Raw genomic sequence first — 26475 nt, 5'->3', positions numbered from 1 at the left:
GGAGGTGGGCGGTGACTCCCGGGGGAGGGCAGGCGTCCCTACGTTGCCAGGACCATGAGCGAGCTGATGGACGAGTTGCTGCCCCAGCCGGGGGCGCATGGGTTCGACGGCGGCGACGAGACGCGCAAGCACGAGATGCAGGGCCCGTTCGAACTTCCACCGGGACCCGAGGGCTTCTCGTTCGCGCTCTATCAGTCCACGGGCGTGGGGCTGTCGCCCGGGCACCGGATGCACCTGTTGGAGAACAGCCAGGTCTTCGACCGGATGCTGGAGGACATCCGCGCGGCGAAGCACAGCGTGCACATGCTCGTCTACATCTGGCGGCCGTGCGAGCTGTCGGACCGGTTCGTGGAGGCGTTGATTGAACGCTCGCGCGCGGGTGTGCAGTGCCGCGTGGTGGTGGATCCGGTGGGAAGCGAGGAGACGACCGGGGACAAGGACTTTGATCAGCAGATTGAAAAGCGGCTGACGGACGCGGGCGTGGAGGTGCACTACTACCGGCTGCTGGCGGGCAAGGTGCTGGGGCGGCTGTTGAGCCGGTCGCACCAGAAGATCGTCGTGGTGGACGGGCGCGTCGCGTACACGGGCGGCTTCGGCATCTGGAAGGTGTGGGAAGGGGACGGGCTGAAGGAGGACAACTGGCGCGACACGCACATCCGGGTGGAGGGGCCGGAGGTGCGGCGCATCCAGGTGACGTTCTCCAAGCACTGGATTGAGTCGGGCGGAGGGTTCCTGCCGCGCGAGTGCTTCCCGGAGCTGAAGGCGGACGGAGGCGGGTGCGCGGCGTTCATCGACAGCGCCGGTCGGCTGGGCATCACCGAGGCGGAGCGGATGGTGCGGCTGGTGGTGGCCGCGGCGACGAAGCGGCTGTGGATCGCCAACGCGTACTTCACGCCGCCCAACGACATCCTGGAGCAGCTGGAGGTGAAGGTCCGGCAGGGCGTGGACGTGCGGGTGATGGGCCCGGGGCCGAAGCACGACGTGCCGGTGGTGAGAGCGTCGCAGCGGTCCACGTATGAGCGGCTGTTGGCTGCGGGGGTGCGCATCTGGGAGTACCAGCCGGCGATGCTGCACTCGAAGACGATGCTGGTGGATGACTGGCTGTGCGTCGTGGGCTCCACGAACCTGGATTCGCTGTCGCTCAACAAGTTGAGCGAAGGGTCGCTGGTGTTCGAGGACCGGGAGATCGCCGCGAAGTTGGAGGCGTGCTGGGAGAAGGACGTGCGGCACTCGAAGGAGATTTCGCTGGAGAACGGCGGCCGGACGAACCCATGGAGGAGGTTCGCGCGGCGGGCCACGCAGTGGGCGGGGCACGACCGGTAGTCGTCAGCGGTGGGAGGTGACGCCCTCCTGCCGGCAGTAGGGGAGCACGGGGCAGGTGGAGCACTTCGGGCGGGAGCCGGTGCACACGTGTTTGCCGAAGGGGACGAGGAGCCGGTTGAGCTCCACCCAGTAGGGGCGAGGGAGCACGGCTTCGAGCGCGGCGAGGGTGCGTTCCGGAGTGGAGGCCTTCACGTAGCCCCAGCGGTTGGTGACGCGGTGGACGTGGATGTCCACGCTGATGACCTCGTGGCCGCAAGCGATGCCGAGCGCCAGGTGCGCGCACTTGGGGCCCACGCCCTTGAAGGACTGGAGCACGTCCGGATCCGCGGGGAGCTGGCCCTGGAACTCGTCACGCGTGCGCACGGCGATGGCGTGGACCTGGTGGGCCTTGCCTTCGTGGAAGGTGACGGGGCGGATGAGGGCGTCGATTTCCGCCGGGGTGAGGCGCGAGAGGGCTTCGGGCGTGTGCGCGCGGCCGAGGAGGCGGAGGGACGCGGGGAGGCTGATTTCATCGAGCGTGCGGATGGAGAGGATGCACGCGATGAGCTGTTCGAAGAGGGAGCCGTGGCCTTTCGCGGCGAGCTCGAACATGGCGGCGTCCGCGAAGGAGCGGACCTCGTGGCGCACGCGGCGGAGGACCTCTTCGATGTCGAACGGGAGCTTGTCCGTGTCTGACGGAGCGGCGTGCGCGGTGCGGGCGCTCTGTGCACGCGGGGCGCGCCGTGGACCTGTCGTTGTGGACCGGGACTGCTTCTTGACCGCCATGCGGGCCTCCTGACCTGGGAAGTTGGGTCTGGAGGACGTGACTGGCCGGGCGCACTTGCCGGGCTGGTGGGCGGGCGGTCAGGCTGTAGGGCTGATGAGGCAACGTTCCCACTGGCGAGGTGCCATTTGCTGAAGCCTCATCACGTCCTGCTGCTGGTGTCGCTCGTGGCGGATGGTGGAAGCACGCCCTCTCAGCCCGATGCAGGGCCTCCTGCAAAGCCGGATGGGGGCGTCGTGGCCGGAGCTTCGGACGCAGGCATCCAGTGGCCCACGGACTTGCGCCCGCTCGCGACGTTGGATGGGCCCGCTGTCCTGGCGGCCCACGCCGCGCTCCAGCGTGTCCTCGCCAGCTTTCCCAAGCAGGACGCCGGGGCTTGTGAGTCGTCCGCCCGTTCGCTGGACCTAGTGGTGGGCCTGGAGGGAGGCGTCTACTTCGTCCGGGTCGACCGGCGGCTCGACCGTTGTGGATGGCCCGTGGGCAGTCAGCTGGAGTTCGACTGGTTCGAACTGTACGCGGTGTCGCCCGAGGGCAAGGTCCTTGGGCGACGCGCCGTCATGCCGTAGTGCTCAGGCTGGCGGGGTGAGGTTCATCGCGTACCAGCGGTCGCAGCCGAAGTGGCCGGTGCGGCCCATGGGGGCGCAGAGCGGTTCGAAGCCGACCTTGCGGTAGAGCTTCTGCGCTTGATCCATGCCCGCCAGCGTCTCCAGGTAGCACTGCCGGAAGCCGGCGCTTCGCGCGAAGTCCAGACAGTGTCTCAACAAGCGCTCGCCCACGCCGTGGCCCCGGGCCGTGGACAGGAAGTACATCTTGCGCAGCTCGCAGACGTCCGGCGCTCCTCCGTCCAGCGGCGCGATGCCCGCGCCTCCCACCACCTGGCCCCCATGCTCCACCACGAAATACACGTGCCGGGGACGGCTGTAGGCCGCGGTCATCGCGTCCACTTCCGGGTCGTGGATCGCGAACCCCGGGCCGTCCGCTCCGAACTCGGGCATCACCGCTCGGATGACCGCCGCCACTGCCGTGTCGTCCCGGGCCTCGATGGGCCTCAACGTCAGTTCCGTGCTCATGACCTCCACGGTCCCATGAGTCACGACCGCCGGCCAGCGGCGACGGGTGTGCACCTGTGCAGCGCCCTGCACAACCGCCACGCGCCCGACGCACCCCGGTGGATTTCAATCCTGCGCCTTTCCAGGGCATTCTCCGTGGCACGGTCGTTGTAGAGGGGGAAGTTCCATGTACTGTCCTGCCTGCCGGCAAGAACGCCTGGGAAGCGCGTCCCAGTGCGTCGTCTGTGGCAATCGTCTCGCCGCCCGCGCTCGCTCCCCCCTCGAGGCCGAGCTCGCGCATGTCCACTTCCTCCTGGACGAGGTGCGCCGCTGGGATGTCCACGACGTGCCGCCCATGGTCGGCCGCCGCCTCACCGAGCGCTACGAGCGCCAGGCCCGCGTCCTCCTCTCAGTCCTCACCGAGACGCCTATCGACGCGCTGACGTCCGCGCCCGTCGAGCTTCGCAACGAGGCCGTGACGCCTCCGACGATGGGAGAGGGCGCTGTCGCCCTCGGTCCCGTGACGCTTCCTACCGTGGAGGCGGCCGCAGATGAGATCCCCGTCGCGCAGGCCGCGAGCGCGGACTCCCAGGTGGCCGCCACCGCGAATGTCGTCGCGGATGACTCCGCTTCCGTTGTTCACGCTGCTGTCGTCGATGCCTCCGTCGCTCACGTTGCTGCTTCTGATGCCGCTGTCTCTGACACCGCCACTGCTTCTGACGCTGTCCCCGATGCCTCCGCGACTCCGGGTTCCACGGGCGCTTCGTTCCACTTCAACTCGCTCGACCTCATCGCGTGCCTGGGCATCGCCTCCCTGTCGGATGCCTCCGCGGCTCGCCGGTTGAACTCGGGCCGTACCTCCGCCGAGTCCCGCGCGCGGGCCGTCAACGAACAGCGGACTGCTCGCCAGTTGCCTCCGAACCCGGGCGAACCCTTCGTGGATCCGCCCGCTCCGAACAGCCGCACCGCCCGCATCGTCGAGGAGACCTCGACGTGGAGCCGCGTGTGGCGGCCGTTCCTCTACGAGAGCATCGCGTGGTTCATCGGCGCGTTCCTCATCCTCTCCGGCACGCTCTACTTCGTCTTCGAGTCCTGGGACGGGATGACGTCCGTCACCCGCTCGCTCACCGTCTTCCTCATGACCGTGGGCTACTCCGTCGGCTTCTCCGTGTGGGGCGGCTACCTCGCCCGCCGCGAGTCCCTGCGCAAGCTGGGCCGCATCCTCGGCCTCATCGGCTCCGCCGTGGCTCCGCTCGGTGGCGTCGCGCTGGGGCCCCTGGGCTTCGGTGAAGCGCTCCACCTCGACGGCGTGCGCCCCTTGCTGCTCGTGCCGCTCCTCTTCGCCTGGTCCGGCGTCGCCGCGTGGCTCGCCCGCAAGCCCATCGAGTCCTTCGACGCGCCCTCGCGCCCGTTCATCCAGCTGGGCCTCGTGGGCGCCACGCTCATCATGGGTCTGGCCCCCGTGGCCGCGCGCGTGGGCGTCACGGCGGTGTGGCTCAACACCCTGCCGTGCATCCTCTTCTTCCTGCTGTCGAGCAAGGCCACCGAGACCCCTCGCAAGGGTGGTGCGCTCACCTTCGCGCTCGCCGCGCCCCTGTTCCTCACCGCGATGTTCGCCATCCGGTTGCACCTGGCCCTGGGCGTCGCCGGAACCTCTGTTCCTCCTGGCACCTACGCGCCCTTCGCGGCGTTCCTGCTCGCCACCTGCCTGCGCTTCCGCACGCTCGATGAGAAGCGCGCCGCGGATCCGCTCGCGGTCGTCACCATCGCGCTCCAGGTGGCGTGCCTCGCGGGTGCCATCGTCGGCACCAAGCCCGCCTTCTTCTTCACCGCCGCCATCTTCACCGGCACGCTCGTGTCACTGTCGCGCGGCCCCCTGAATCGCCTGCCGTGGCTCTACCCGGCGTACGCGGGCGCCTACTTCAGCTATGCGTCCAGCGCGCAGTTGATCCCGCACGCGCTCACGCTCCTCATCAATGCCATCAAGACGCGCATGGGCTACCCGCCCGCGGCGCCGCTGCCCTTGCAGTACGGCGCGCTGACGGCCGTCCCGTTCGTGCTCGCGGGCCTGGTGCTCGCGTTCTTCGCCCAGAGGCGCGGCGAGCGCACCGGTGACGCTCGCTCCCTGGGACTCGCGGACGTGCTCCTGCGCTGCACCACCTGGGCCGCGCCCGCGTTCGTCATCTACTCCCACCTGGGTCCCGACTCGCGGCCCTCCTTCTTCGCCACGCTCGCCCTGGCCGCGATGTCCCTGGGCGCGGGCCTGCTGTTCAAGCGCTTCCCGCTGACCGCCGTGGGCGCGGTGCTCTTCGGCCTGCTGCCCTACAGCGCCTTCCGCCTCTACGGCGCGGCCCCCGCGGCCGTCGTGTCCGGCATCCTCGCCCTGGGCCTCGCGGGCCTCACGTGGCGGCTCACGGACGAGCGCACGCGGCGCTTCATCTCCGCCGTGGCCGGTGTCATCGCGACGTGCGGGTTCGCCATCGCGCTGGGCATCACTCCCGTCGCCGCGCCCGTCGTGGGCATGACGCTGGGGGCCGCGGGCGTCCTGCTGGCCGCGTACCGGCTGCGCGACGAGAACTTCCTGGCCTACGGCGCCTTCCTCGCGGGCGCCATCCTGCCGAAGCTGGCCGCGGCCCACTCCACGCAGGCGCTGGTCGCCGCGATGGTGGGCGGCGCGCTGGTGCTGGCGCTCCTGGGCGAGCGCGGCGGCCTGCTCAAGCGGTTCGGCGTGCCGGGCCTCCTGTTCGCGGGGCTCGCGGTGGTGTGGGGCCTGACCGAGCAGGTCTTCATGGGCCCCGTGCTCCTCACCGCCGCCGCGACGGTGGCGGTGGCCTCCCGCTCCTTCCCCGGCGTCCGTCCGTTCGCGGTCGTGCTCGTGGGCTTCGCGCTCCTGCCGGACGTGCCGCACGCCTACACCGCGTGGGGGCTGTCGCCGGGGCTCTCGCTGGTGCTGCTCGTCACCGGATCGCTCGTGGGCTCCATCGTCGCCGCGCGCAAGGGCAAGAGCGCGAGCACCACCACCGCGGGCATCCTCGCGCTCATCCTGCCGCTGTTGCCGGTGGCCCTGGGCCGCTCCAGTGATCAGTCCCTGTTCCTGATGGGCGCTGCGCTGGCGGCGCTCTTCACCGCCCGCACGCTGCCCGTGACGTTGGGGCTGATGCTGGCCTCCATCGAGGCCGTCTTCGCGCTGCACTCGTCCGGCCCGCTGGCCCTGTTGGGGCTCGCCACGTTCCTCAGCGTCCTGGCCCTCCTGGAGGACGTGCCCGCGGTGCGGCGCATCGCCGCGGGTGGCGAGTCCTTCCGCATCGTCGCCACGCTGGGCGCGATGGTGGTGCTGGCGGACGCCTCCTTGTCGTGGGACGGGCACGCGCTGTCGCAGATGCGCGGCGCCACGCAGCTCGCGCTCATGGGTCCGGCGCTGCTGCCGCTGTTGTGGACGCGCTCGCTGCACCGGCCCTTCGCCGCGGCGCTGATGGTGCCCTACGGTGTGGTGACCCTGATGGCCTGGCACCCTCCCTTCGCGTGGACCGCGCTGCTGCCGCTGTTCCCGCTGCTGGTGGTGCGCGTCGTGGAGCACGTGCCGGCCGTCTCCTCGCTGCTCCTGCGCTCGCGGGAAGAGGGCCCGCGCCACGAGCTGTCGATGTGCATGCAGGTGGCGCTCGCGTGCCTGGGCGGACTGGCGCTGCTGGTTCCGGAACAGGAAATGAGCCAGCGCACGGCCCTCTTCTGCGCCATCGCGCTGGTGCCCATGACGGGCCCGCTGCCTTCTGTCCGCGTCATCGCCGCGTCCCTGCTGCTGATGTTCATTCCGGAGGCGCGGCCCTGGGCCACGGGCCTGCTGTTGGCCCTGGCGCTGGCGGACCACCACGCGCCCCAGGCCCTGGTCTCCTTCTTCCGCGTCCCGCGTGACACGGCGCTGCGTGCTTCCGCCACGGGCTCGGCCCTGGCGATCGCGGCGATGTCCACGCTGGTGTCGCCGACCCCTGGCTCTCTGTCGGTGCTGGGGGCGGTGGTGCTGCTGTCCGCGTTCCTGCTGTCGCAGCGCTGGTTGCTCACGGCGGCGGTGGCGGTGTTCGCGCTCGCGCCGCTGGGCCAGACGGACGTCTTCTCGCTGGGCCAGTGGCGTCCGGAAGGCGGCCTGCTCGTCGCGGCCGTGGGTCTGGCCTCCGCGCTGCTGTCCGCGCTGTGCCAGTCCGGCGCCGTGCAGCGCACGCTGACGAACGTCACCGCGCGCCTGACCCCCGGAATCGAGGGCACCTGGAGCGAGCCGCTGTGGGCCGGCGGCGCCGGCACCGTGGCGCTGCTCGTGGGCCTGCGGCTGCTGGACGCGGGGCCGGGCGAGCTGCCCCTGTCCGTGGCGCTGGTCGCGGGCGCCGCGTCGCTGACGCTGATGGTGACGCGCGAGCGGCTGATGATGAACGCCGCCACGGCGCTGCTGGGCCTGGTGCTGGTCGCCGCCGTGCCGCCGCTGTGGGCGCCCGCGGTGGTGGCGGGCACGGGCCTGCTGCTGGCCGTCGTCGGCTTCGCGCTGGACAAGCGCGGCGTGGCGGTGGGCGCGGCGCTGCACAACGGTGGCGCGGTGCTGGCGCTGCTGTCACTCGCGGGCCTGCGTTCGCTTACGCACCCGGGCATGCCGCTGTGCGTGTTCTTCGCGTGGGCCACGGCGTGGGTGGTGGTGCTGCGCCGCCGCGACCGCGAGTGGGTGGGGTGGCTGGCGTCCCTCTTCGCCGTGCACGCCTTCCTCCTGAACTACGGCGCGACGCACTCCACTGGCCGGGGCGCGCAGTTCCTCCTCCCGTACTTCGGCGCGGCGACGTCGCTGCTCGCCACGCTGGTGCTGTCCGTGGCGGGCAAGGCGGTGCGCGGGCGCATGGGACGGGCGTTCTCCATCATCGCGCTCACGGAGGTGCTGTTCGCGGTGCTGGCGGTGCGCCTGCCGGGCGGCGCGGCGCGCGAGGCGTGGGTGGCGTGCGGCGGGCTGGTGTTCCTGCTGTTCGCCCTGGTGCGCCACGCGGCGCGCGAGGAGGACGAAGGCGCGGCGTGGCTCGCGCAGGCGGCGGTGGCGATGGGCTACTTCTGCGTGCGCTTCATCGGCCTGAACGCGCGCCCCGACGCCGCGGACAGCCTGGTGTCCATCATGGGCGGCGCGGCCTTCATCGGCCTGTACCTCTTCGTGCGGCGCGAGGGCTCGGGCCTCAAGGCCTTCCGCCGTCCCGCAGTGGCGGGCGCGTGGCTCTTCCCGCTGGCGGGCCTGTTGACGGTGCCGTGGAGCCAGCCGTTCATCGCGGTGGCGCTGCTCGTGGGCTACGCGGCGCACTTCGCGGCGCTCGGGGCGTTCACGAAGCAGAGGGGCCTCGCGTCGACGATGTCCGTCGCCGCCTTCAACACGGCGCTGTACCTCGTGTGGCTGGGCACCGGTTCCGGCGAGCCGCAGTACTACGTCATCCCCGCGGGCCTCTCCCTGCTCCTGCTCCTGCGCGTCTTCCGCAAGAGCCTGTCGCGGGACGCCTACGCGCAGCTGCGCGCCATGGCAGTGACGGGCATCTACGTGGCCGGCGCGTGGAAGCCGCTGCTCTTCAACGACGGCGGGGCGATGCTCCTGTGCGTGTTCCTCTGCCTGGTGGGCGTGGGGGCGGGCATCGCGCTGCGGATCCGCTCCTACGTGTACCTGGGCTCGGCGTTCCTGGTGACAGCGGTGGCCGCCAACCTGGTGCGCTTCGGCATGCGCGACCACCGCATCGGCGCCCTGTTCCTGTCGATGCTGGGCCTGCTCGTGGTGGGTTTCATGGTGGTGCTCAGCGCCCACCGCGCCACCCTGCTCCAGAAGTACGGGCGGGTGCGCGACCTGCTCGCGACCTGGGAGGGATGATCGCTGTTTGACGTAAAACGATTCCGGGGTTGAATGCGCCCGCTTTCACCCCCGGAGGACTTGTTGCTGCTGCGCCGTTCGTCGCTCGTCATCCTGATGTCGCTGGGCTGCCTGGTGGGTTGTGCGCACGTCCCGGACGCCGCGCCTCGCATGGCGGTGGAACTTCCGGTCTCGGCCGTCACCCGCTCCCCCGTAGTTGAAGCGCCAAGGGGTACAGCGGTGGGCGCGGAGGGCGCACTGGGCGTGAAGGCCGAAGCGCCTCCGCCGCTGGCCTTCGTGACGCCGGAGGGCAGCGCGGGACTGGCTGCGCTGCTGGAGGCGGATCCGCACCCGGTGCCGGAGGAGGCGGGCGTCATCGCGGCGGCGCTGGAGGCCGCGGCGCTCTTCACCGGTCCCACGCAGGGGCCGGGCGGCTTCTGGGACGAGTTGCTGCCGCCGCCGTCGAAGCTGGCGCGCGGCATCGTGGCGCGCGCGGCGCAGCTGGTGGGCGCGCGGCGGTTGGACCGCTCGGTGCCCAATGATTGTTCGGGGCTGGTGCGGTTGGCGTACCTGCAGGCCGGCATCGACCTGGTGGCGCACGGCTTCCTCGCGGGCGAGAACGCGGTGACGGGCATCTTCCGTCGCGCGCAGGCGGCGGGCGCGGTGCACCGGCTGAACCCGCGTCCGGGCGACCTGGCGTTCTTCAAGGAGACGTACGACCGCAACCGCGACGGCAAGCGCAACGACGGCATGACGCACATCGCGGTCGTGGAGAGCGTGGCGCCGGACGGCACCGTGACGTTCATCCACCGCGGGGGCAAGGGCGTGGCGCGCAGCCACATGAACCTGGCGCGCCCCACGGTGCACAAGCTGAACTCCGGTGCGCTGCTTAACGACTTCATCCGACCGGCGAGCAAGGGGATGCGCGCGTACCTCGCGGGTGAGCTGTTCGTCGCGTTCGCTTCACCTGGAGGTTTGTAGTCTCACGGCAGTCGCAGGGGACGCACGGCGCGCACGTTTGAATTGATGCGCGGGTGTGGCGTCATCCCTCGCATGAGACTGCCCCTGCTCCTGGGAAGCCTGTTGCTGTCGTCCGGCTGCATCGTGGCGGAGACGCGTCCTTCGCGTCCGCATCCGAGGCCGCCACCGCCCTCACGCCCCGTGGCGATGAACTACGACGAAGCCGTGCGGCGCGGGTTCGACCAGTGCCGCTCGCGCGGCTACCGCTGCGACCTGCAGGAGGCGCACCTCACCGGCAACAACGTGTGGAAGGTGAAGTTCCGCGTGGATGGCCGGGGCGAGAAGGGCCACCTGCACCTGGACTACGACGCGTACTCGCGCAACCTCATCAAGGTGAACGACAAGGTGAAGGGCAAGGGCCGCGATTGGGATGACGACTGGGACGGCCCGGGGCGTGGCAAGAAGAAGGGCCACGCGCACCGGGACGACTGAAGCACCGCGTGTTTCAGCGCTTCAGCAGGGCTTCGGTGTGGTCGAGCAGCTCCGGTCCGCCGGGCTGCTCATGGCCGGGGATGATGACGCGAGCGTTGGGGAAGTGCTCACGCTCGCGCTGGAGACTCGACGGCCACGCGGCGACGTCCGCGTCCTCCAGGTTGCCCAGGCTCTTGGCGTGGGCGTCCTTGATGAAGCAGCCGCCATAGAGGATGCCTGACGCCGGGTGCATGACGACGAGGTTGTCGGGCGAGTGGCCCGCGCCGGGGAAGAACACCGACAGCGGTCCGAAGTCCTGCGCATCCGCCAGCCGCCGCGAGGGAACGGGGTTGCCCTGCTTGCCCGCACGGAGCGCGGTGTCCTCGCGAGCGTGGACGGGGATGCCCTGCGCGTCGAGCGTGGGGATGCCGCCAGTCCGGTCGAGGTGGAAGTGCGTCACCACCGCGGCGCGCACCGGATGGTGGAGCGTGTCGCGGGCCCAGGTGAGCAGCGCTTGTGAGTGCTCGGGCGTCCAGCCGGTGTCGACGAGGATGGACGCGTCACCGTCCTCCACGAGGAGCCCGTTCGCGGTCACACCCGCCCAGTCCCCGCTCGCTTCCGTGACATGCATCCACACGCCAGGCGCCATGCGCCGCACACGCACGTCCTTCGCGAGCACGAACTCCTCCTGGGAATGGGGAGGAGGCACGGAGGGCGTGGAGGCACAGGCCGTGAGGAGGAGCAGGAGAGGGCCGCAGCGCAGTGGATTCATGAGGCTCCAGAAAGGGGAACGCATGGGAGGCCCGCCGCGAGTGCAAGATGGATGCACAGCGGATTCGCGGGGATCGCGTGGCCCGCGTGCCACACGCGCGTCCGCGGAGCCACGCCGGGCTCAGGGCGCGGACTTCTTCTTCAGGTCTTCAATGGCCCGATTGAACGTCTGCGGGTTGCAGGCCTTGCCGCCGGGAGGGTTTCCCGCCGCGCGCGTGAGGGCGGGCAGGGCGGCCGCGTTGCCCAGGCTCGCCAGTCGCAACGCTGCTTTCGTGCGCACGCCGCAGTCGCTGGACTCCAACGACGTGGAGTAGAGCCCCACCAGGTCCAGGCCCGAGTTGTCCTTCGAGTCCAGATAGCGCAGCGCTCCCCACTGCTTCGTCGAGGGAGTCCCTTTGGCCAGGGACTCGAGCTGGGAACGCACCGTCGTGGCGGGCAACGCCTCCAGGGCCCTGCGCGCGGAGAGGTCCTTCTCGTTGTCCCCGAAGTCCTCGGCCAGTCCGTCCAGGAGCTGCATCTCCGGAGCCTCCCGGCCTGCCTTGTCCAGGCCCAGGATGAGGGCGTGCTCCTCGTTGTGCGCGCCCACCGCGTGCTTAGCCAACGCGCGCAGCCGCGCCGTCGCCGCGTCCTTTGGCACGCCTGGCGCGTCCAGACGCTGGAGTGCTTCCTTGGGCTTGCCGTCCTTCAGCAACCCACGCGCCTGCACCAGCGGATCATTCGCGTGCACCGTCCAGGCCGCACCCGCCAGGACCAGCACCAGCGCTCCCGCGACGCCAGCTTGCACGAGCGGACGTTGCCGCAAGAGGGCCGCACCCTCGCGTGCCTTCGAGACCAGCCCAGCCAGTGGTGACACTTTCGCCCCGGAGCCGGGGATGCCCAGCGCCACGCCGAACGGCGAGCCCTCCGTCGCGCGCGTCACCCGGTACAGCTGCACCTTCTCATCGCGTCCGGGCAGGGGAATGGTGCCGCAGGGCTCGGCGGCGGCCTCGGCGCGGTTTCGCACCATGTTCACGGCTTCGGTGAAGGTCACCTCGTCCGCGGCGGCCACGTGCTCCACCGCCTTCACGACCTCCATCGGCTCGCCGAGCACCGAGTCGTTCGTCACCAGCACCTCGCCCGCGTGCAGGCACACGCGGACGTGGAGCTGGTGCTCTTGCGGCACCGTCTGGTTGTAGCGCCACAGCGCCTGCTGCATCGCCATGCCGCAGCGGATGGAGGCGCTGGGGGCCCGGAAGATCGCGACCAGTGCGTCTCCGCGCTTCTGCACCAGCTTTCCGTCGTGCTCGCGCACCAGCGGCGTCAGCAGCCGGTCGTGCGTGTCCAGCATCCGCGCGTTCTCCTCGTGCGTCTGCCGGCTCATCCGGTCGGTGAAGCCCTGGATGTCGGTGAGCATCACCGTCACGTTCTGCGCCTTCGTCACCACCGCGCCGCCCGTCACCGCTCCCAGCGGGCCCGTCAGCCGGCCCGTCATGCCGAACGCCGCCGTGCCCGTGCGCGGCGCGGTCTGCACCGGGGGCGCCGTGACCGGAGGCGCAGCCTGCGCCACGCCGAACGCCGACGTGCCGGAGCCCGGGCCCGCGGGCGCGGGATTCACGCCGAACGCCGCCGTGCCCGAACTCGGGCCGGCCGGTGCCGCCGGGTTCAATCCGAAGGCGGACGTGCCGGCGGAGGGCGTCGCGTTCGCGTGGACGATGGGCGTGCCCTGGCTGGGGGTGAACGCCATCAGCGCCGCGTGCGCCAGGCCCAGCGCTTCCGCCAGCTCGTTCGCCGTCTGCGGGCGCTTCGCCGGGTCCTTGTCCAACAGCCGCATCACCAGCGACAGCAGCCCCACGTAGCGCGACAGCTGCGGCGCCGCGCGATCCAGCTGCAGCGGCGCGTGCGAGGCGTGCTGCGACAGGAAGTGGCGCGGTGAAGGTCCGTCGAACGGCAGCCGCCCGGACAGCACGCGGTAGGCCAGCACCCCGAAGGAGTACAGGTCGCTGCGCGTGTCCACCTTCGCGCCCACGGCCTGCTCCGGAGACAGGTACTCCGGCGTGCCCAGCACCACGCCCACCTGGCTGAGCGCGCTGCCCGCCTCCGGCTCCACCAGCCGAGCGATGCCGAAGTCCAGCAGCCGCGCCTGTTCCCCGCGCGCGGACGGGGAGATGAGGACGTTCTCCGGCTTCAGGTCGCGGTGGATGATGCCCTTGTCGTGGATGGCGGCCAGCCCTTCCGCCAACTGCTGGAGCAGCGCCAGCGCGCGGGGGGCGAGCAGCGGGCCGCCCTGGAGCGCGTCGTAGAGGCTCTGCCCCTCCACGAACTCCATGACGAGGCACGCGGCGTCGCCGGACTGGCCGAAGTCCACGATGCGCACCACCGCCGGGTGCTCCACGGCGGAGAGCAGGCGCGCTTCGCGTTTGAAGCGCTCGGCCATGCCGGCCTGGGCGTGCAAGTCGTGGTGCAGGACCTTGATGGCGACCTTGCGGCCCAGGGAGACCTGCTCACCCAGGTACACCTCACCCATGCCCCCGGAGCCCAGGGGCTTGAGAACCCGGAATCGACCGTCGAGGACCAGTGCGTCGGGGGCCAGCACGGCGCGGCATATTGCACGGCTTCCGCTTTGGGCGCATGACGTTCCTCCTGGACGGAATCACCTGGGAAACGCCTGGGTACGCCATGCCCCGCCGCCTGCCGTCCTACCGAGGGTTTGCCTAAAAATTCCAGGGCTTAGGGGTCATGGTAGCCTCCCCAGCCTCCTCCGATGGCCACCGATAGCGAGTCCCCCAAGCCCGTCGCGCCTGCTTCAGGCGCCGCCCCCGAGCTTCGCCTGTTGGATCGGCGTGCGTTCGTGGGCTTTCCGGCATTGGAGGTCCAGCCCGGGCTGCGCATCGCCGACTTCGCGCTCCAGATTCCGGACGTCAGCTTCCCGTTCAACGTCAGCGCGGGCGCCACGCGCTACCAGCGCAAGAAGCTGCTCTTCGGCTTCCTGGAGCTGACGGTCGACGCGGACCTGGTCACGCGCAAGGTGGCGGAGCTGGCCGGGCGGCTCGTGGGCATCGAGGAGCTGCGGCTGCACTTCCGCCCCGGCTACCTGGAGGGCCAGGGCCGGCTGCCGGCGCCGGAGCGCACGCCGTTCACGTTCAAGATCGCCTTCGACGCGGACGGGGACCGGCTGGCCGTCTACGTCTACGACGTGCGGCTGTATGGCTTCTCCGCCACGCCGTCGGTGCAGCTGCCGGGCCTGTTGTCGGAGGCCGTGGGCGCGCTGGGTCTGCTGCCGGACGTGGAGGTTCGAGGCGCCACCGGCTTCTCCACTCGCGTGCTGCCCTCGCTGTGCGAGCTGGCCTCGCTGAGCCGGGGCTACAAGGTGCCCACGCTGGACACCGCTCGCCTGTCCGCGGCGGAGGTCTCCAGCACCGGTCTGCGCCTGCGCTTCGCCGCCGGAGGGCTGCCGCCGCCCGCCGCTCCGGACGAGGAGCTGATGCTGGCGCTGGAGGGCGCTCGGGCTTTCGCGGACGCGGAAGGTCTGGTCGCGCAGGGGCGGCTCGCGGAGGCTCGGCAGGCGTACCTCCAGGCCGGTGACGCGCAGGACGCGCACCCGTTCGCGGCGGAGCGGTTGCTGGCGCTGCTCGTCGCGGATCCGCAGGCGCATGACCTGGCCCTGGACGTGGCGGCCACGCTGTCTCGCCGACGCGACCGCAGCCCCGCGGCGCTGTGGGGCGAGGCCGTGGTGCGCGAGCGCCGGGGCGAGGGTGCCCGCGCGGCGGAGCGCTACCTGGCGCTGTGCGCGCTGGCCCGTCGTACTTCGGAAGAGGCCGCTGCGTTCTTCGCCGCCGAGGCCGCCGCGCGCTCCTCGCGCGACACCGCGCCGCAGGTGGCGGTGAAGGCACTGCATGAGCTGTTGGGCCTCAAGCCGGACCACCTGCCGTCGTTGAAGGCACTGGCTCGCGCGTCGGATCAGGCGCGCGACCGGGCTGGCGCGGTGCGGGCGTACCGGCGGCTCGCGGCCCTGGCTCGCGATCCGTTGGAGGCCGCGGACGCGCACGTGCATCTGGCGCGGCTGTGCGCTCAGACGGAGGACGACATCGCGGGGGCCCGGCTGCACTGCGAGGCCGCGCTGCGTTTGTCGCCGGACCAGCCGGACGCGCTGCTGCTGTTGGGCGAGCTGTGCCACCGCGGCGGTGAGCACCTGCGCGCGCTGAAGGCGCTGGACCGGCTGCGCGAAGTGTCCATGGCGCGCCATGAGCTGGACCGCGTGGGACAGGCGGACCTGCTCGCGGGCCGGGTGTGGGAAGAGGGCCTGAAGCAGCCGGAGAACGCGCTGCTGCGCTACCGCGAGGCCGTGTCGCTGCTGCCCGGTGAGCCGGAGCCGCTGTTCGCCTCCGCGCGCGTAGCCGAAGGACTGGGCCGGTTGCAGGAGGCCCTGAGCGGCTACCAGCAGGCGCTGGAGCTGGCAGGGCCGGCTCCGCGTTCGGAGAGCGTGCGTCATGCAGCGCACGAGAGTCACCACGCGCTGGCGCGCCTGTCGCGCACGAAGCTGGGCGACCCTGCGCGGGCGCGTGAGCACCTGGAAGCGGCGCTCGCGTTGGATCCTCGCGACGCGGTCGCGCTGGAAGAACTGATTCCGTACTTCCGCGTCACCGGCCGCTCGCAGGAGCTGGCCGAGGCGCTGGAGAAGGCCGCCGCCCTCAAGGAAGAGCCGAAGGCCCGCGCCGCGCTGTGGGCCGAAGCGGGCGAGCTGTACCGGGGCAAGCTCCAGCTGGCGGACAAGGCCGACAAGCTTCTCACGCTCGCGCTGGAGGCGGACGGCGACCACCGGCCCGCGCTGGAGTCGCTGCTCGCGCTGGCCGAGGCCCGCCGCGACGGCGCGCAGCTCACCCGCTGCCTCGCGGCGCTGGCGCGGCTGACGACGGAGCCGAAGGAGCGGGCGCAGAAGTACCGACGCCTCGCGGTGGCCGCGCGCGACCTGGCGTTCGATCTGGATCTCGCCGTTCACGCGTTGCAGGAGGTGCTGCGCGCGGAGCCGGACGACCTGCCGGCGCTGGGCGAGCTGTGCGCGTTGCAGCGCAAGCGCTCCGACCTGGCGGGGCTCGCCACCGCGCTGGAGGACCGCGCGCGGGTGGCGGAAGCGCAGGGTGACAAGCGGCTGGCGGCGGCGGCGCTGCGCGAACTGGCTGGCGTGCTGGAGGCGCGGCTGGGTCGCGTGGGCGACGCGCTGGTGGCGCTGGAGAAGGCCGCGCGGCTCGCTCCGGACGCGGCGGTGCTGCTGGACCTGGCGGACCTGAGCCTGCGCTGCGAGCGGCCCGAGCACGCCCGGCGCGCGCTGGAGTCGCTGCTGGCCACGCTGCCGCGCACCGCGGCGCCGGAGAAGCTGGCGGACGTGCGCGCTCGGCTGGGTCGTGCGTGCGAGCTGCTGGGTGACCGCGAGGGCGCCATCGCCGCGTACGCGCAGGCGTTCCCGCTGCGGCGGCTGGACGACGTGCTCGCCACTCGGCTGGAGGCCCTCTACACGGAGGCCGGTGAGACGCAGGCGCTGGCCGAGCTGTGGGCCACGCGCGCGCAGGCGCTGGCGGGCGCGGACCGGGCGGAGGAGGCGGCGCCGCTGTTCCTCCAGAGCGCTCGTGCCCTGTTGGAGCGTGGAGAGAAGGCCGCCGCGCTGATGCGCCTGGCCTCCGCGTTGGAAGCGAGCCCCGAGGGGCCGCTCGCCGCGGAGGTACTGGAGGCCCTGGCCGAGCTGGAGCTGGAGCGCGGCGAGAAGCTGGAGGCGGCGCGGCTGTACGCGCGGCGGGCTACGCTGGTGCCGGATGCCCGGGCGGGCTCGAAGCTGCTCTTCCGTGCGTCGCTGCTGGCCGCCGGCACGAGCCGCGAAGAGGCCTTCCTCGCCGAGGCGCTGGAGCGCGACGCGACGTTCGCGCCCGCGCGCATCCGCCGGGGCGAGCTGCGGCTGGCCACGGATGCTCGCGCCGCGCTGGAGGACTTCGAAGCGGTGCTGGCACTGCCTCCCGCGGACGTGGATGCCCCGCGCGAAGCGGAGCGCGTGGCCCTCACGCGCAAGGCCGCCACCGCCGCCGTGCGCGCGAACCGCACGGACGCGGCGCGGCGCCTGCTCGCGGAATTCTGCGCGCGCACGCCGGAGGACCTGGACGCGCGGCTGGAGCTGGCCGCGCTGCACCGCAAGGCCGGTGCCCGCGAGGCCCTGGCGGACCTGCTGGTGGAGCTGTGGCCGCGCCTCTCCGGAGACGCCCGTCGTCAGGCCCGCCGTGAGCTGGCCGAGCTGTGCCTCGCCCTGGGCCGCGCGAGCGCCTCGGCGGATTCGCTGCGCAGCCTGTTGGCGGAGGAGCCGCAGGACGCGTGGGCGGCGCAGGCGCTGCTGGAGCTGCTGCCTCCGCCCGGTACGGGCACGCTGGAAGAAGAGTCCGAGCGGCTGGAGCTGCTGGGCACGCTGGTGTCCGCGGCGTCGGGTGAAGCCCGCGCCGAACTGCTCGCGCGCCGGGCCATGCTGCACCGGAGCGCCGGCCGCACGGGTCCCGCGCGCGACGACTGCGCTCAGGCCGCGAAGCTGTCGCGCCGGCCCGCGCCGCTGCTGCTGATGCTGGCGGAGCTGGCGCGCGAAGCGTCGGACGCGCCCGCCGAGCTGGATGCGTGGCGCCGCGCCGTGGCCGCCGATGCCACCCTGGGCGCTCGTGCCCGGGAGCGGCTGCTGGCCCTGGCCACGGTGCTGCTGGAGAAGGACGAGCGCGCCTCCGCTGGAGACGCGCTCCGTGCCGCCATCTCGCTGGAGCCGCCCGCCGACGCGCGGTGCGATGCCTTCTTCCAGCTCGCCGAGCTGGCCCGCCGCGACGGCAATCCCGCGGACGAAGCCGCCGCGCTGGCCGAGGCCGCGCGCCAGGGGCCCATCGCCCGCCGCGTGGAAGCGCTCCTGATGCGCGCCGCGCTGCTCGAAGGCCAGGGGGACCGCGAGGCCTCCGCGCGCGACCTGGAAGCCGCGCTCGGCCTGGCACCGCGCCACGAGGAGGCCACGCTCGCGTTGCAGCGCGTGCTGCGCGACCTGGAGGACTGGGCCCGGCTCGCGGAGTTGCTCGCCGCCGAGGCGCCCCATGCTCCGCCCGCCGCCGCCGCGTCCCTGTACTCGGAGCTCGCGAGCCTCTACCTCGACCGTTTGGGACAGAGCGCGCCCGCCGAGGCCGCGCTGCGCCAGGCGCTGCGGCTGACCCCTGCGGACGCGGCGGTGCGCCGCCGGCTGGTGTCGCTGGTCGCCGGTCGCGGCGAGCTGCTGGAGGCCGCGGGCTTGCTGGAGGCCGCGGCGGAGGACGCCGACGCCGCCGAGGCCGCGGCGCTGCTGCGCGAGGGTGTCACCTACGCGCGGCAGGCCCAGGAGCTGGACCGGGCGCTGGCCCTGGCGCGTCGCGCGCATGCGCGGGTGCCCGCGAAGGGCGAGGACCTGGCCACGCTGGCGGACCTGCTCTACCTGCGCGGCGCGGTGCGCGAAGCCCTGCCGTTGCAGGAGTCCCTGGTCCAGGCGGCGGACTTCCGCGCGGCCCCGGAGGCGGCGGAGGCCACGAGCCTGCGCCTGGGCGACCTGGCCGAGCAGTCCGGCGATGTGAAGCGCGCGGTGACCGCGTACCGGTACCTGCTCACGGAGCGTCCGCTGTGCGAGCGCGCCGTGGAGCGGCTCTCCGCGCTGCTGGAGCGCGACGACCCGCGCGGTGCCTTCGAGGTGCGCGTCGCCCACGCGCGCGTGCTGGCGCCGTCCGAGGACACCGTCGCGCGGCTGGTGTCGCTGGCGGAGCGGGCGCGCGAGGCGCTGGCGGACGCGGGCATCGCCGCATCGCTGCTGTCCCACGCGGCGCAGATGGCGAAGGAGCCGCTGCCGCTGCGCCGCCGGCTCGTCACCCTCTACCGCGAGACGGGCCGCACGTCGGAACTCCTCGCGGAGCTCCAGCCGGTGGCCGCGCTCAGCCTCCAGGCAGGGGACGTGGACGCCGCGCTCGCGGCCTACGACGAGGAGGCCCGGCTCGCGGAGTCGATGGGCCGCGCGGACGAAGCGCTGCGCTCGCTCGCCAACGCCCGTGACCTGCTCGCCGCTGGTGAACGCAACGCCGAAGCCGCCGCCTGCGAGCGCCGCCGCGCGGAGTTGCTGCGCGACGTGAAGCTGGACCTGAACGCGGCGGAGGCCTCGCTGGAGCGTGCCTTCGGTCTGGCCGCGGAGCTGGACACCGCGCGCATGGGCGCGGCCTTGGCCGAGCGCCGCGACGACGCGGCCGCCGAGGCGCGCTGGTGGGAGCGCGGGCTGCCCCGGATGACGGGCACGCGCGAGGGCGCGGCGGTGCTGCTGCGCCTGGCCCGCCTGAACCTGGGCGAGCTCTCGGACACGCCGAAGGCAGAGGGCTTCCTGCGCCAGGCCCTGCGCCAGGATCGCTGGCTCACGGAAGCCGAAGGTCTGCTCGCGGAGTTGCTGGAGCGCGACGGCCGGCTCGCGGAGCTGGCCGCCTGGTACGAGGAGTGCGCGGAGTCGGAGCTCGACGCCGACCGTCACGCGGCGCTGCTGTACCAGGCCGCGGTCCTCTACCGCGACCGCGCGAACAAGCCGGAGGCCGCCGCCGCCGCGCTCATCGCCGCACGCGCCGCGAAGCCGGACGACCTGAACCTGACCGCGCAGGCCGCGGAGCTGCTGCACCAGGTGCGCCGCCCCGCGGACGCCGCCGAGTTCGACGCCATCCTCCTGGAGGCGGATCCGTTCCGGGAGCCCGTCTTCACGCGCCACCGCGCCTTCCTGGAAGAGAGCGGCGAGCGTCAGGCCCTGGCCGAGCTGATGCTCCGCCGCGCCGAGCGCCAGACGCCCGCCGAGGCCGCCGCGAGCTACCTCGCCGCCGCGAGCGCCTTCCGCGAAGAAGGTGCCCGCGAGCGCGCCATCCTCTGCGAGGACCGCGCCTTCGAGCTGGATCCCGCCAACGCGGAGGCCTTCCAGCACGTGCGCGAGCGCGCCGCCGGAGACGTGCGCCGGCTGGCGGACCTGCTGGGCCAGCGCGCGGAGGCCGTGAACCCCGAGGACGCGCTGCCCCTGTTGCGTGAGCGGGCCCAGCGCCTGCTGGACGCGGGCGAAGCGCTCAAGGCCGCGGAGGCCTTCGACGATTACCTGGGCCGCGCGGGCGGTGACGTGGACGCCCTCTGCGCGCGCGCCGAGCTGGCCGCCCAGGGTGGAGGCCCCGCCGCCGCGCAGCCGTATGACCGCCGGGTGTTGGCGCTGGGCGGGGACTCGCTGCCGGTGCCGGTGCGCGTGCGCACGTGGCTGCGCCTGGGCCATGCGTCGCTCGCGTCGGGCGCGTTCCACGACGCGGCGGATGCCTTCGAAGCGGTGGTATCGCTGGAGCCGGAGGGCGCGCGCGGCGGTGAGGCGCTGTCGCTGCTCGCGGAGGTGCACTCGCGCACGGGCAACGGCCCCGGGCTGTACCGGGCGTCGTTGCAGCTGGCGCGCAGGGCCCAGGACGCGGCGACGGAAGAGGTGCTGCTGCGCCGCGCGGCCGACCTCTTCGACGACCCGCGCGAGGCCATCGACGCGCTGGTGCCCCTGGCCCGGCTGCGTCCGGCGGACGCGGGCGTCATCGACCGTGCGGTGGAGGGCCTGCGCGCCCTGGGCCGCCACGGCGACCTGCTGGGCATCTACGAAGCGGGCGCGGAGGCCGCGGGAGGCTCGCGCGCCGCGGAGCTGCTGCTCGCCGCCGCGTCCGTGGCGAACGAGTCGCTGTCGGACGCGGACACGGCCTGGGCCCTCACGCGCCGCGCGGCGGAGGCGGATCCGGAGAACCCGGCCGCCCTGCGCGCGCTGGTGGACGGCCTGCGTGCGCGCAAGGAGTCCACGGAGCTGCTCGCCGCGCTGGAGCGGCTGATTCCGCTCACGGATGACGCGGACGAGTCCGCGGTGCTCCGGCTGGAGTTCGCGGGGCTGGCGAAGGACGCGGCCCGCGAGGCAGCCGCTCGCGACGCGCTGGAGGTCGTGGTGGCGCGAGGCGCTTCCGGTGCCGGCTACGCCGACGCGCTGGAGGCCCTGGAGCCGCTGCTCGGTGATGCGCACGCGCGCCGCGCCGAGGTGCGCGTGGCCCGCGCGGAGCTCTCGTCGGGCGAGCAGCGCGTGTCGCTGCTGGTGGCCGCCGCCCGCGCCTTCGAGAAGGCGGGGCTGCTGGAAGACGCGCTGAAGGCCGCGAAGGCCGCCGTCGCCACGGAGCCGGACCTGCGCGCCGCGCTGCTCGTCGCGCACCTGCACCGCGCCTCCGGAGACGCGCCCCGCGCGGCCCGCGCGCTGTTGCAGGCGGCCCGGCTCGCCGCCCCGGAGGAGCGTCCCCCGCTGCTGCTGGAGGCCGCCGGCCTCTGGGAGAAGGCGGGCGAAATGGGCGAGGCGCTGGAGGTCGTCGAGCGCATCGCCACCGACGCGCCGGACATGCTGTCCGCGACGGAGCTGGCCGAGCGCTTCGCACGCCTGGGCGCCTTCGCGCGCGCCCTGGACGTGGGCTTCGCGCCCGCCATGGCCGCGGGCGAGTACACCGACGCGCTGGCCATGGCCGCGCAGGCGGGCGACGTGCCCCGCACGCGCGTGGCCCTCTGGGCCCTGGTCGCGATGCCGGACGCGGACCCCGCTCACGCCTCCGCGCTGGCGGACGGACTGCGCGAGGACGCGGAGTGGGAAGGCCTGCTGGAGCTGGCGGCCCTCTCCTACGACCGTGACGCCGCCTTCGCCGTGGCACTGCGAGACGAGGTGCTGCGCGCCCGTCCGGCCCCGGTGTTCGCGCGCCTGCGCGCCCTGGAGGAACTGGGCGGAGAGCCCGGCCTCGGCGCGCGCCTGATGCTCCTGTTGCCGGAGCTGGGCCTGGAGCCGGAAGCCCTGGCCGAAGCGGTGCTCGCCCGCGTGCGCGCACTGCCGGAGTCCGCGAGGCTGGAGTCCCTGGCCTTCGCCGCGGACGGTTGGCCCGCGCGCCGCGAGGAACTGCTGCGCGAGCGCTACACCCTGGAGCGCGAGCTGGGCCGGCTGGAGTCCGCGGAGCGCACGCTGGCGCTCATCGCCCAGGACACGAAGGACGCGAAGTCGCGCGCGCTGCTGCACCTGGAGCGCGGTGAGCTGTTGCAAGGCCCGCTGGCCCAGCCCGCCGAGGCGCGCGAGGCCTTCGAGGCCGCCCTCACCGACGACGCGGACAGCCTCGCGGCCGTGCAGTCGCTGCTCGCGCTGGTGGACGAGGCGCGCGAGTCCACGGTGTTCCTCACGCTGGCGGACACCCTCGCGAAGCTCGCGGGCGCCGACGCATGGGCGCCGTACCGCGAGCGCCTGGCGGACGCCTACGAAGCGCAGCAGCGCTGGGCCGAAGCGGCCACGCAGCTGGAGCAGCTCCCGGACACGGACGAGCGGCTGGCCCGCCGCGTGAAGTTCGCGGAAGCGCGCGGCCTGGTGGGCGAAGCGCTGCGGCTGCGCGAGCGCCTCACGCAGGACCCCGCGGAGCTGGAGGTCATCCTCCGTGGCTACCTGGACGCGCAGCTCGTGGGCCCGGCGGTGCGCCTGGCGGAGCGGCTCGCGGACGCGCAGCAACTCACGCCCGCGCTGACGCGGTGGGTGACCGAGCGCTTCTCTCCGTCCCCGGACGGCGCGGTGCTCGCGGTGCGCTTCTGGCCCGCGCTCCTGCGTGAGAAGTGGCCGGACGTGGACGGCTGGACGCTGTACGCGGAAGCGCTGCACGCCCTGGGACGTCCGGAGGCGGAGCGCACGGACGGCATCGGCGCCGCGCTCGTGAGCAGTGACGCCCCCGCGCCGCGCGCGCCCGTGTCCAGGCTGGAGCGTCCCGCGCAGGACTTCCAGCACCCGGAGCCGGACGGCCTGGTGCCGGTGACGGAGTCGAGCCTCGCGCGGCTGCACGTCGCGCTGAAGCCGGTGCTCGAGTCGCTGGGCGCGGAAGCCGTCCGCGTGTCCGTGGACCCTCGCGGCGGCGTGGAGGCGTACCTCACGTCGCCGGACGCGCTGGTGCTGGGCGCGGGTGCGCTGGGTTGCTTCGGCGCGGTGGAGCTGGGCTGGCTGTGCGCGCTGGCGCTGGCGCTGGGCTCGGAGGGCGTGGAGCTCACCCGTCCCGGCGCGGTGCTGACGTGGGAGGACGCGGCGGTGGCGGCCTGGCGTGCGATGCCCGCGACGCTGGCGGCGGGGCGCGTGCTGGCGCGGCTGGACTCGGACGTGCGTGGCGGTGACCCGGCCAGCGTGGATGTGGGTGCGGTGCTGTCCCGCAGCGAAGCCTTCCGCCAATTGGCCCTGGCGTCGCTGGACGCCTAACCTGGAGCGCCTCATGCACCTGAAGCGACTGGCAGTGGCGCTCTTCCCCGCGGCGGTCCTGGCCGTGGCGGTGGGTTGTTTCTCCGACCCCGTCTACCCGGGAAACCAGGTGATGGGGACGTTCCGCCTCCAGGCGAAGCTGGACGCGGCGCGCACCACGTGTGACGCGGGCGCGCGAGACTTCGCGCAGCTGGACGACGCGGGCAGCTTCTACTTCGAGGGCACCTTCTCCCGCGACACGGACGCGGGCACGGGCTTCTTCACCGTGCAGGGGTTCTCGCGCGACGCGGGCTACACCGGCCAGAGCGTGTCCTCCACCCACCGCGCCATCGCGCGCCGCGACTCGTGCGGCACCGGCTGCGAGGACTCCGAAATCGAGGAGGCCATGAACGTCATGCTCCTGAGCGACAGCCAGGCGCGCAACGTGGCCCGCGACTGCAAGCGCCTGGACGGCGGCGTGCCGGAGGGCGACCTCCCCGCGCCCACGGAGAACGGCTACGACGTGTCGCTCGCGTGCGGCTCGCTCACGGACATCTTCCTGCCGGGCAAGGGAGCGAGCTGCAAATGCAACCCGGTCACCTGCACCACCGTGTACACGGTGAGCGGCGACCGCATCGACTGAAACACCCGGGGCCTGTCCCCGTCGTGTAACGTGCGCCGCCCCGAAGTGGAGGATGGAATGGCGAAGCGTGCGGTGGTGCTCCTGTCCGGAGGCCTGGACTCAACGACGTGCCTGGCGATGGCGAAGGCGGACGGCTTCGAGCCGGTGTGCCTGTCCATCGCCTACGGACAGCGCCACTCGGTGGAGCTGGAGCGGGCGAAGAAGGTCGCGGCCATCATGGGCGTGCGCGACGTGCGCGTGGTGACGGTGGACCTGCGGCAGGTGGGCGGCTCCGCCCTCACGGACGACATCCCGGTGCCCAAGGACCGCTCGGAGGACGACATGTCCCACGACGTCCCCGTCACCTACGTGCCCGCGCGCAACGCGCTGTTCCTCTCCATGGCGCTGGGCCTGGCGGAGGTGGTGGGCGCCACGGACCTCTACATCGGCGTCAACGCGGTGGACTACAGCGGCTATCCGGACTGCCGCCCGGAGTTCATCCGCTCCTTCGAGACCATGGCCCAGCTGGCCACCAAGGCGGGCGTGGAGGGCGCGACCTTCAAGGTGCACGCGCCGCTCTCCGGCCTCACCAAGGCGCAGATCATCCAGGCCGGCGTGAAGCTGGGCGTGGACTACGGGATGACGCACTCCTGCTACGACCCGGACGCCCAGGGGCGCGCGTGTGGCCGCTGCGACAGCTGCCTCCTGCGCGCCAAGGGCTTCCAGGAAGCGGGAGTGCCGGACCCCACCGTGTACACGGACGGGGTGCGCTGATGCTCTCGGCGACAGGCCTCACGCTGACCCTGGCGCTGCTCGGAGGCGCACCGAAGGCCGCGCCGAAGGCGGAGCTGGTGGACGCGACCACCGTCATCCCGGACCTGATGCTGGACCTGCGCTACGCGACGAAGGACAACTTCCTCAAGCGGCAGGTGTACCCGGATGGCGCGCGGTGTCTGTTGTTGCCGGACTCGGTGAAGCGCCTGACGCAGGCCGCGGACGCGCTGCGCCCCCAGGGCTACCGGCTGAAGGTGTACGACTGCTACCGGCCGCGCGCGGTGCAGTACGAGATGTGGAAGATTTTGCCGAAGCCCGGCTACGTGGCGGACCCGCGCAAGGGCTCCAACCACAACCGGGGTGGGGCGGTGGACCTGACCCTGGTGACGAAGGACGGGGCGGAGGTGGAGATGCCCACCCCCTTCGACGACTTCACCCCCGCGGCGCACCACGGCTACACCGGTGGCACCCCCGCCTCACGCGAACACCGCGAGGTGCTGCGCAAGGCCATGGAGGGCGCCGGCTTCCAGCGCAACCGGATGGAGTGGTGGCACTACGACCTGCCCGGCGCTACGAAATTGCCGGTGCTGGACGTGCCCTTCACCCCGGCCGAGTAGTCATTGGCTGATGGGCAGTGGACAGCCTGGGCGATGGCATGTCGCACGGTGTTCCGCAACGAGCGCAGTTGTCGAACCCTGTGGGTGGGGTATTTTCGCCTCTGTTCAGTAGCGGACGAAAAGTGCTAAATCCTGCCACCTCTTTAACCGTGGCAATAACTCACCGGCCCCAATGAGTACATGGGCCGGCTGGGGGGACTATGCGCTTACGAGTGTGGTTGATGACGCTAGTGCTGTTTCTTGGCGCATGTGGAAAATCTGAAACAGACGACCCGGGGGAAATACCGCTACCGCGTCAGGATGCAGGTAGCACGCCGGAAGATGCCGGTAGCCCTGACTCAGGAACGCAGGTAGTGGATGCAGGCGTCCCTGTTTGCGATGGTATTCCAGATACAGGGCGTTGTGCCTCGGCGACACGCATTGAGGCATGTGTGACGCCAACCGGCGCCTCCTCTCCGCTCGTGATTGGCTACGACTGTGAGCGCGGAGAGAGTTGTGCCACCCGGCAGGGGAAGGCGGTGTGTGTACTTGCCGGAGCATGCCGCGAGGGCGAATCCCAGTGTGGGAGCGCCGGTGCCCTGGAAACCTGCTCAAGCGGAAAGTGGGTGGCCACCGTTTGCGCGGGTGGATGCAATTCGAGTGTTTTGGGGAGCTTTTGCGCCCCGCAGATATCGAAGAAGTCGTTGAGCGCCAAGGTGGCCTATGAAGTACGCGGCCCCAATGCCCAACGGACGGACTGGGGGCCGCTCGGAAAGGTACCTGCCATTGGAGTGCTGGTTCTTTCGTATGCGGACGGGCAATTGCTGGACGTGGCGGTCGCGGAAAATGATGGAAATTTCACCATTGATGTTCCGACAACCCCCAAGGCATCGGACACAGTGGCTGTTGCTCTTGCTTCAAGTGACGGGGCCAATTCGCTTGCGTTTGCCGTTGTTGCTCCAGGGTATGTTGCGCCCGGGATGCAAGAGATTCTTGGGGAGAAGCCAAATCCATCTCTTTGGTCCTATGCGTTCAGGAC

Annotated in this window: 13 protein-coding genes; 9 read left to right on the top strand and 4 right to left on the bottom strand. The window is 72.2% G+C overall.

Annotated elements, in window-relative coordinates:
* Nucleotides 1-54: 54 nt before the first annotated feature.
* A complete protein-coding gene (locus D7Y15_RS18660) occupies nucleotides 55-1323 on the top strand; it encodes a phosphatidylserine/phosphatidylglycerophosphate/cardiolipin synthase family protein (protein WP_121753433.1) in 1269 nt (422 codons plus the stop codon).
* Between the two features lie 3 nt (nucleotides 1324-1326).
* On the opposite strand, the gene nth is transcribed toward D7Y15_RS18660, so the two are convergent.
* Nucleotides 1327-2088 carry an endonuclease III gene (gene nth / locus D7Y15_RS18655; protein WP_121753432.1) on the bottom strand — a complete coding sequence of 254 codons (762 nt, stop codon included), beginning with the start codon at nucleotides 2086-2088 and terminating at the stop codon, nucleotides 1327-1329.
* Nucleotides 2089-2214: 126 nt separating this feature from the next.
* On the opposite strand from nth, the gene D7Y15_RS45840 reads away from it, so the two are divergent.
* A complete protein-coding gene (locus D7Y15_RS45840; RefSeq protein WP_233605004.1) occupies nucleotides 2215-2652 on the top strand; it encodes a hypothetical protein in 438 nt (145 codons plus the stop codon).
* Nucleotides 2653-2655: 3 nt separating this feature from the next.
* On the opposite strand, the gene D7Y15_RS18645 is transcribed toward D7Y15_RS45840, so the two are convergent.
* Nucleotides 2656-3156 carry a GNAT family N-acetyltransferase gene (locus D7Y15_RS18645; protein ID WP_121753431.1) on the bottom strand — a complete coding sequence of 167 codons (501 nt, stop codon included), beginning with the start codon at nucleotides 3154-3156 and terminating at the stop codon, nucleotides 2656-2658.
* Nucleotides 3157-3490: 334 nt separating this feature from the next.
* On the opposite strand from D7Y15_RS18645, the gene D7Y15_RS18640 reads away from it, so the two are divergent.
* From D7Y15_RS18640 to D7Y15_RS18630, 3 genes are all read left to right on the top strand, one after another.
* Nucleotides 3491-9004: a hypothetical protein gene (locus D7Y15_RS18640; protein WP_233605005.1), complete on the top strand. Its 5514-nt coding sequence runs from the start codon at nucleotides 3491-3493 to the stop codon at nucleotides 9002-9004.
* Between the two features lie 33 nt (nucleotides 9005-9037).
* A complete protein-coding gene (locus tag D7Y15_RS18635) occupies nucleotides 9038-9964 on the top strand; it encodes a CHAP domain-containing protein (protein ID WP_233596590.1) in 927 nt (308 codons plus the stop codon).
* Between the two features lie 72 nt (nucleotides 9965-10036).
* The gene (locus tag D7Y15_RS18630; RefSeq protein ID WP_233596591.1) at nucleotides 10037-10435 is read left to right on the top strand and encodes a hypothetical protein; all 399 of its coding nucleotides are present in this window, start codon (nucleotides 10037-10039) and stop codon (nucleotides 10433-10435) included.
* 13 nt (nucleotides 10436-10448) lie between these two features.
* Here the strand turns inward: D7Y15_RS18630 and bla are convergent, their stop codons facing one another.
* Together bla and D7Y15_RS18620 are read right to left on the bottom strand one after the other, a co-directional pair.
* On the bottom strand, nucleotides 10449-11186 hold the full coding sequence (gene bla / locus D7Y15_RS18625; protein ID WP_233596593.1) for a subclass B1 metallo-beta-lactamase: 738 nt from the start codon (nucleotides 11184-11186) through the stop codon (nucleotides 10449-10451).
* A 120-nt stretch (nucleotides 11187-11306) separates the two neighbouring features.
* Entirely contained in the window at nucleotides 11307-13757 is a 2451-nt protein-coding gene (locus D7Y15_RS18620) for a protein kinase (protein ID WP_199733718.1), read from the bottom strand.
* A 168-nt stretch (nucleotides 13758-13925) separates the two neighbouring features.
* On the opposite strand from D7Y15_RS18620, the gene D7Y15_RS18615 reads away from it, so the two are divergent.
* Genes D7Y15_RS18615 through ddpX form a run of 4 tightly spaced genes read left to right on the top strand, consistent with a single transcriptional unit; the run spans nucleotide 13926 to nucleotide 25457 of the window.
* Nucleotides 13926-23465 (top strand): flagellar hook-length control protein FliK, encoded by a 9540-nt coding sequence (locus tag D7Y15_RS18615; RefSeq protein WP_121753429.1) that lies wholly within the window; start codon nucleotides 13926-13928, stop codon nucleotides 23463-23465.
* 13 nt (nucleotides 23466-23478) lie between these two features.
* Nucleotides 23479-24087: a hypothetical protein gene (locus tag D7Y15_RS18610; protein WP_121753428.1), complete on the top strand. Its 609-nt coding sequence runs from the start codon at nucleotides 23479-23481 to the stop codon at nucleotides 24085-24087.
* A gap of 57 nt (nucleotides 24088-24144) precedes the next feature.
* Nucleotides 24145-24840, top strand: coding sequence for a 7-cyano-7-deazaguanine synthase QueC (gene queC, locus D7Y15_RS18605; protein WP_120574538.1), 696 nt, complete (start codon nucleotides 24145-24147; stop codon nucleotides 24838-24840).
* Nucleotides 24840-25457 (top strand): D-alanyl-D-alanine dipeptidase, encoded by a 618-nt coding sequence (gene ddpX / locus D7Y15_RS18600; protein WP_121753427.1) that lies wholly within the window; start codon nucleotides 24840-24842, stop codon nucleotides 25455-25457. The genes queC and ddpX overlap by 1 nt, the downstream gene beginning before the upstream one ends.
* The last annotated feature ends 1018 nt before the right edge of the window (nucleotides 25458-26475 follow it).

Source organism: Corallococcus sp. AB030, from assembly GCF_003668965.1.
Classification (GTDB): Bacteria; Myxococcota; Myxococcia; order Myxococcales; family Myxococcaceae; genus Corallococcus; species Corallococcus exiguus.
This window is presented reverse-complemented; position numbering and strand designations above follow the sequence as displayed.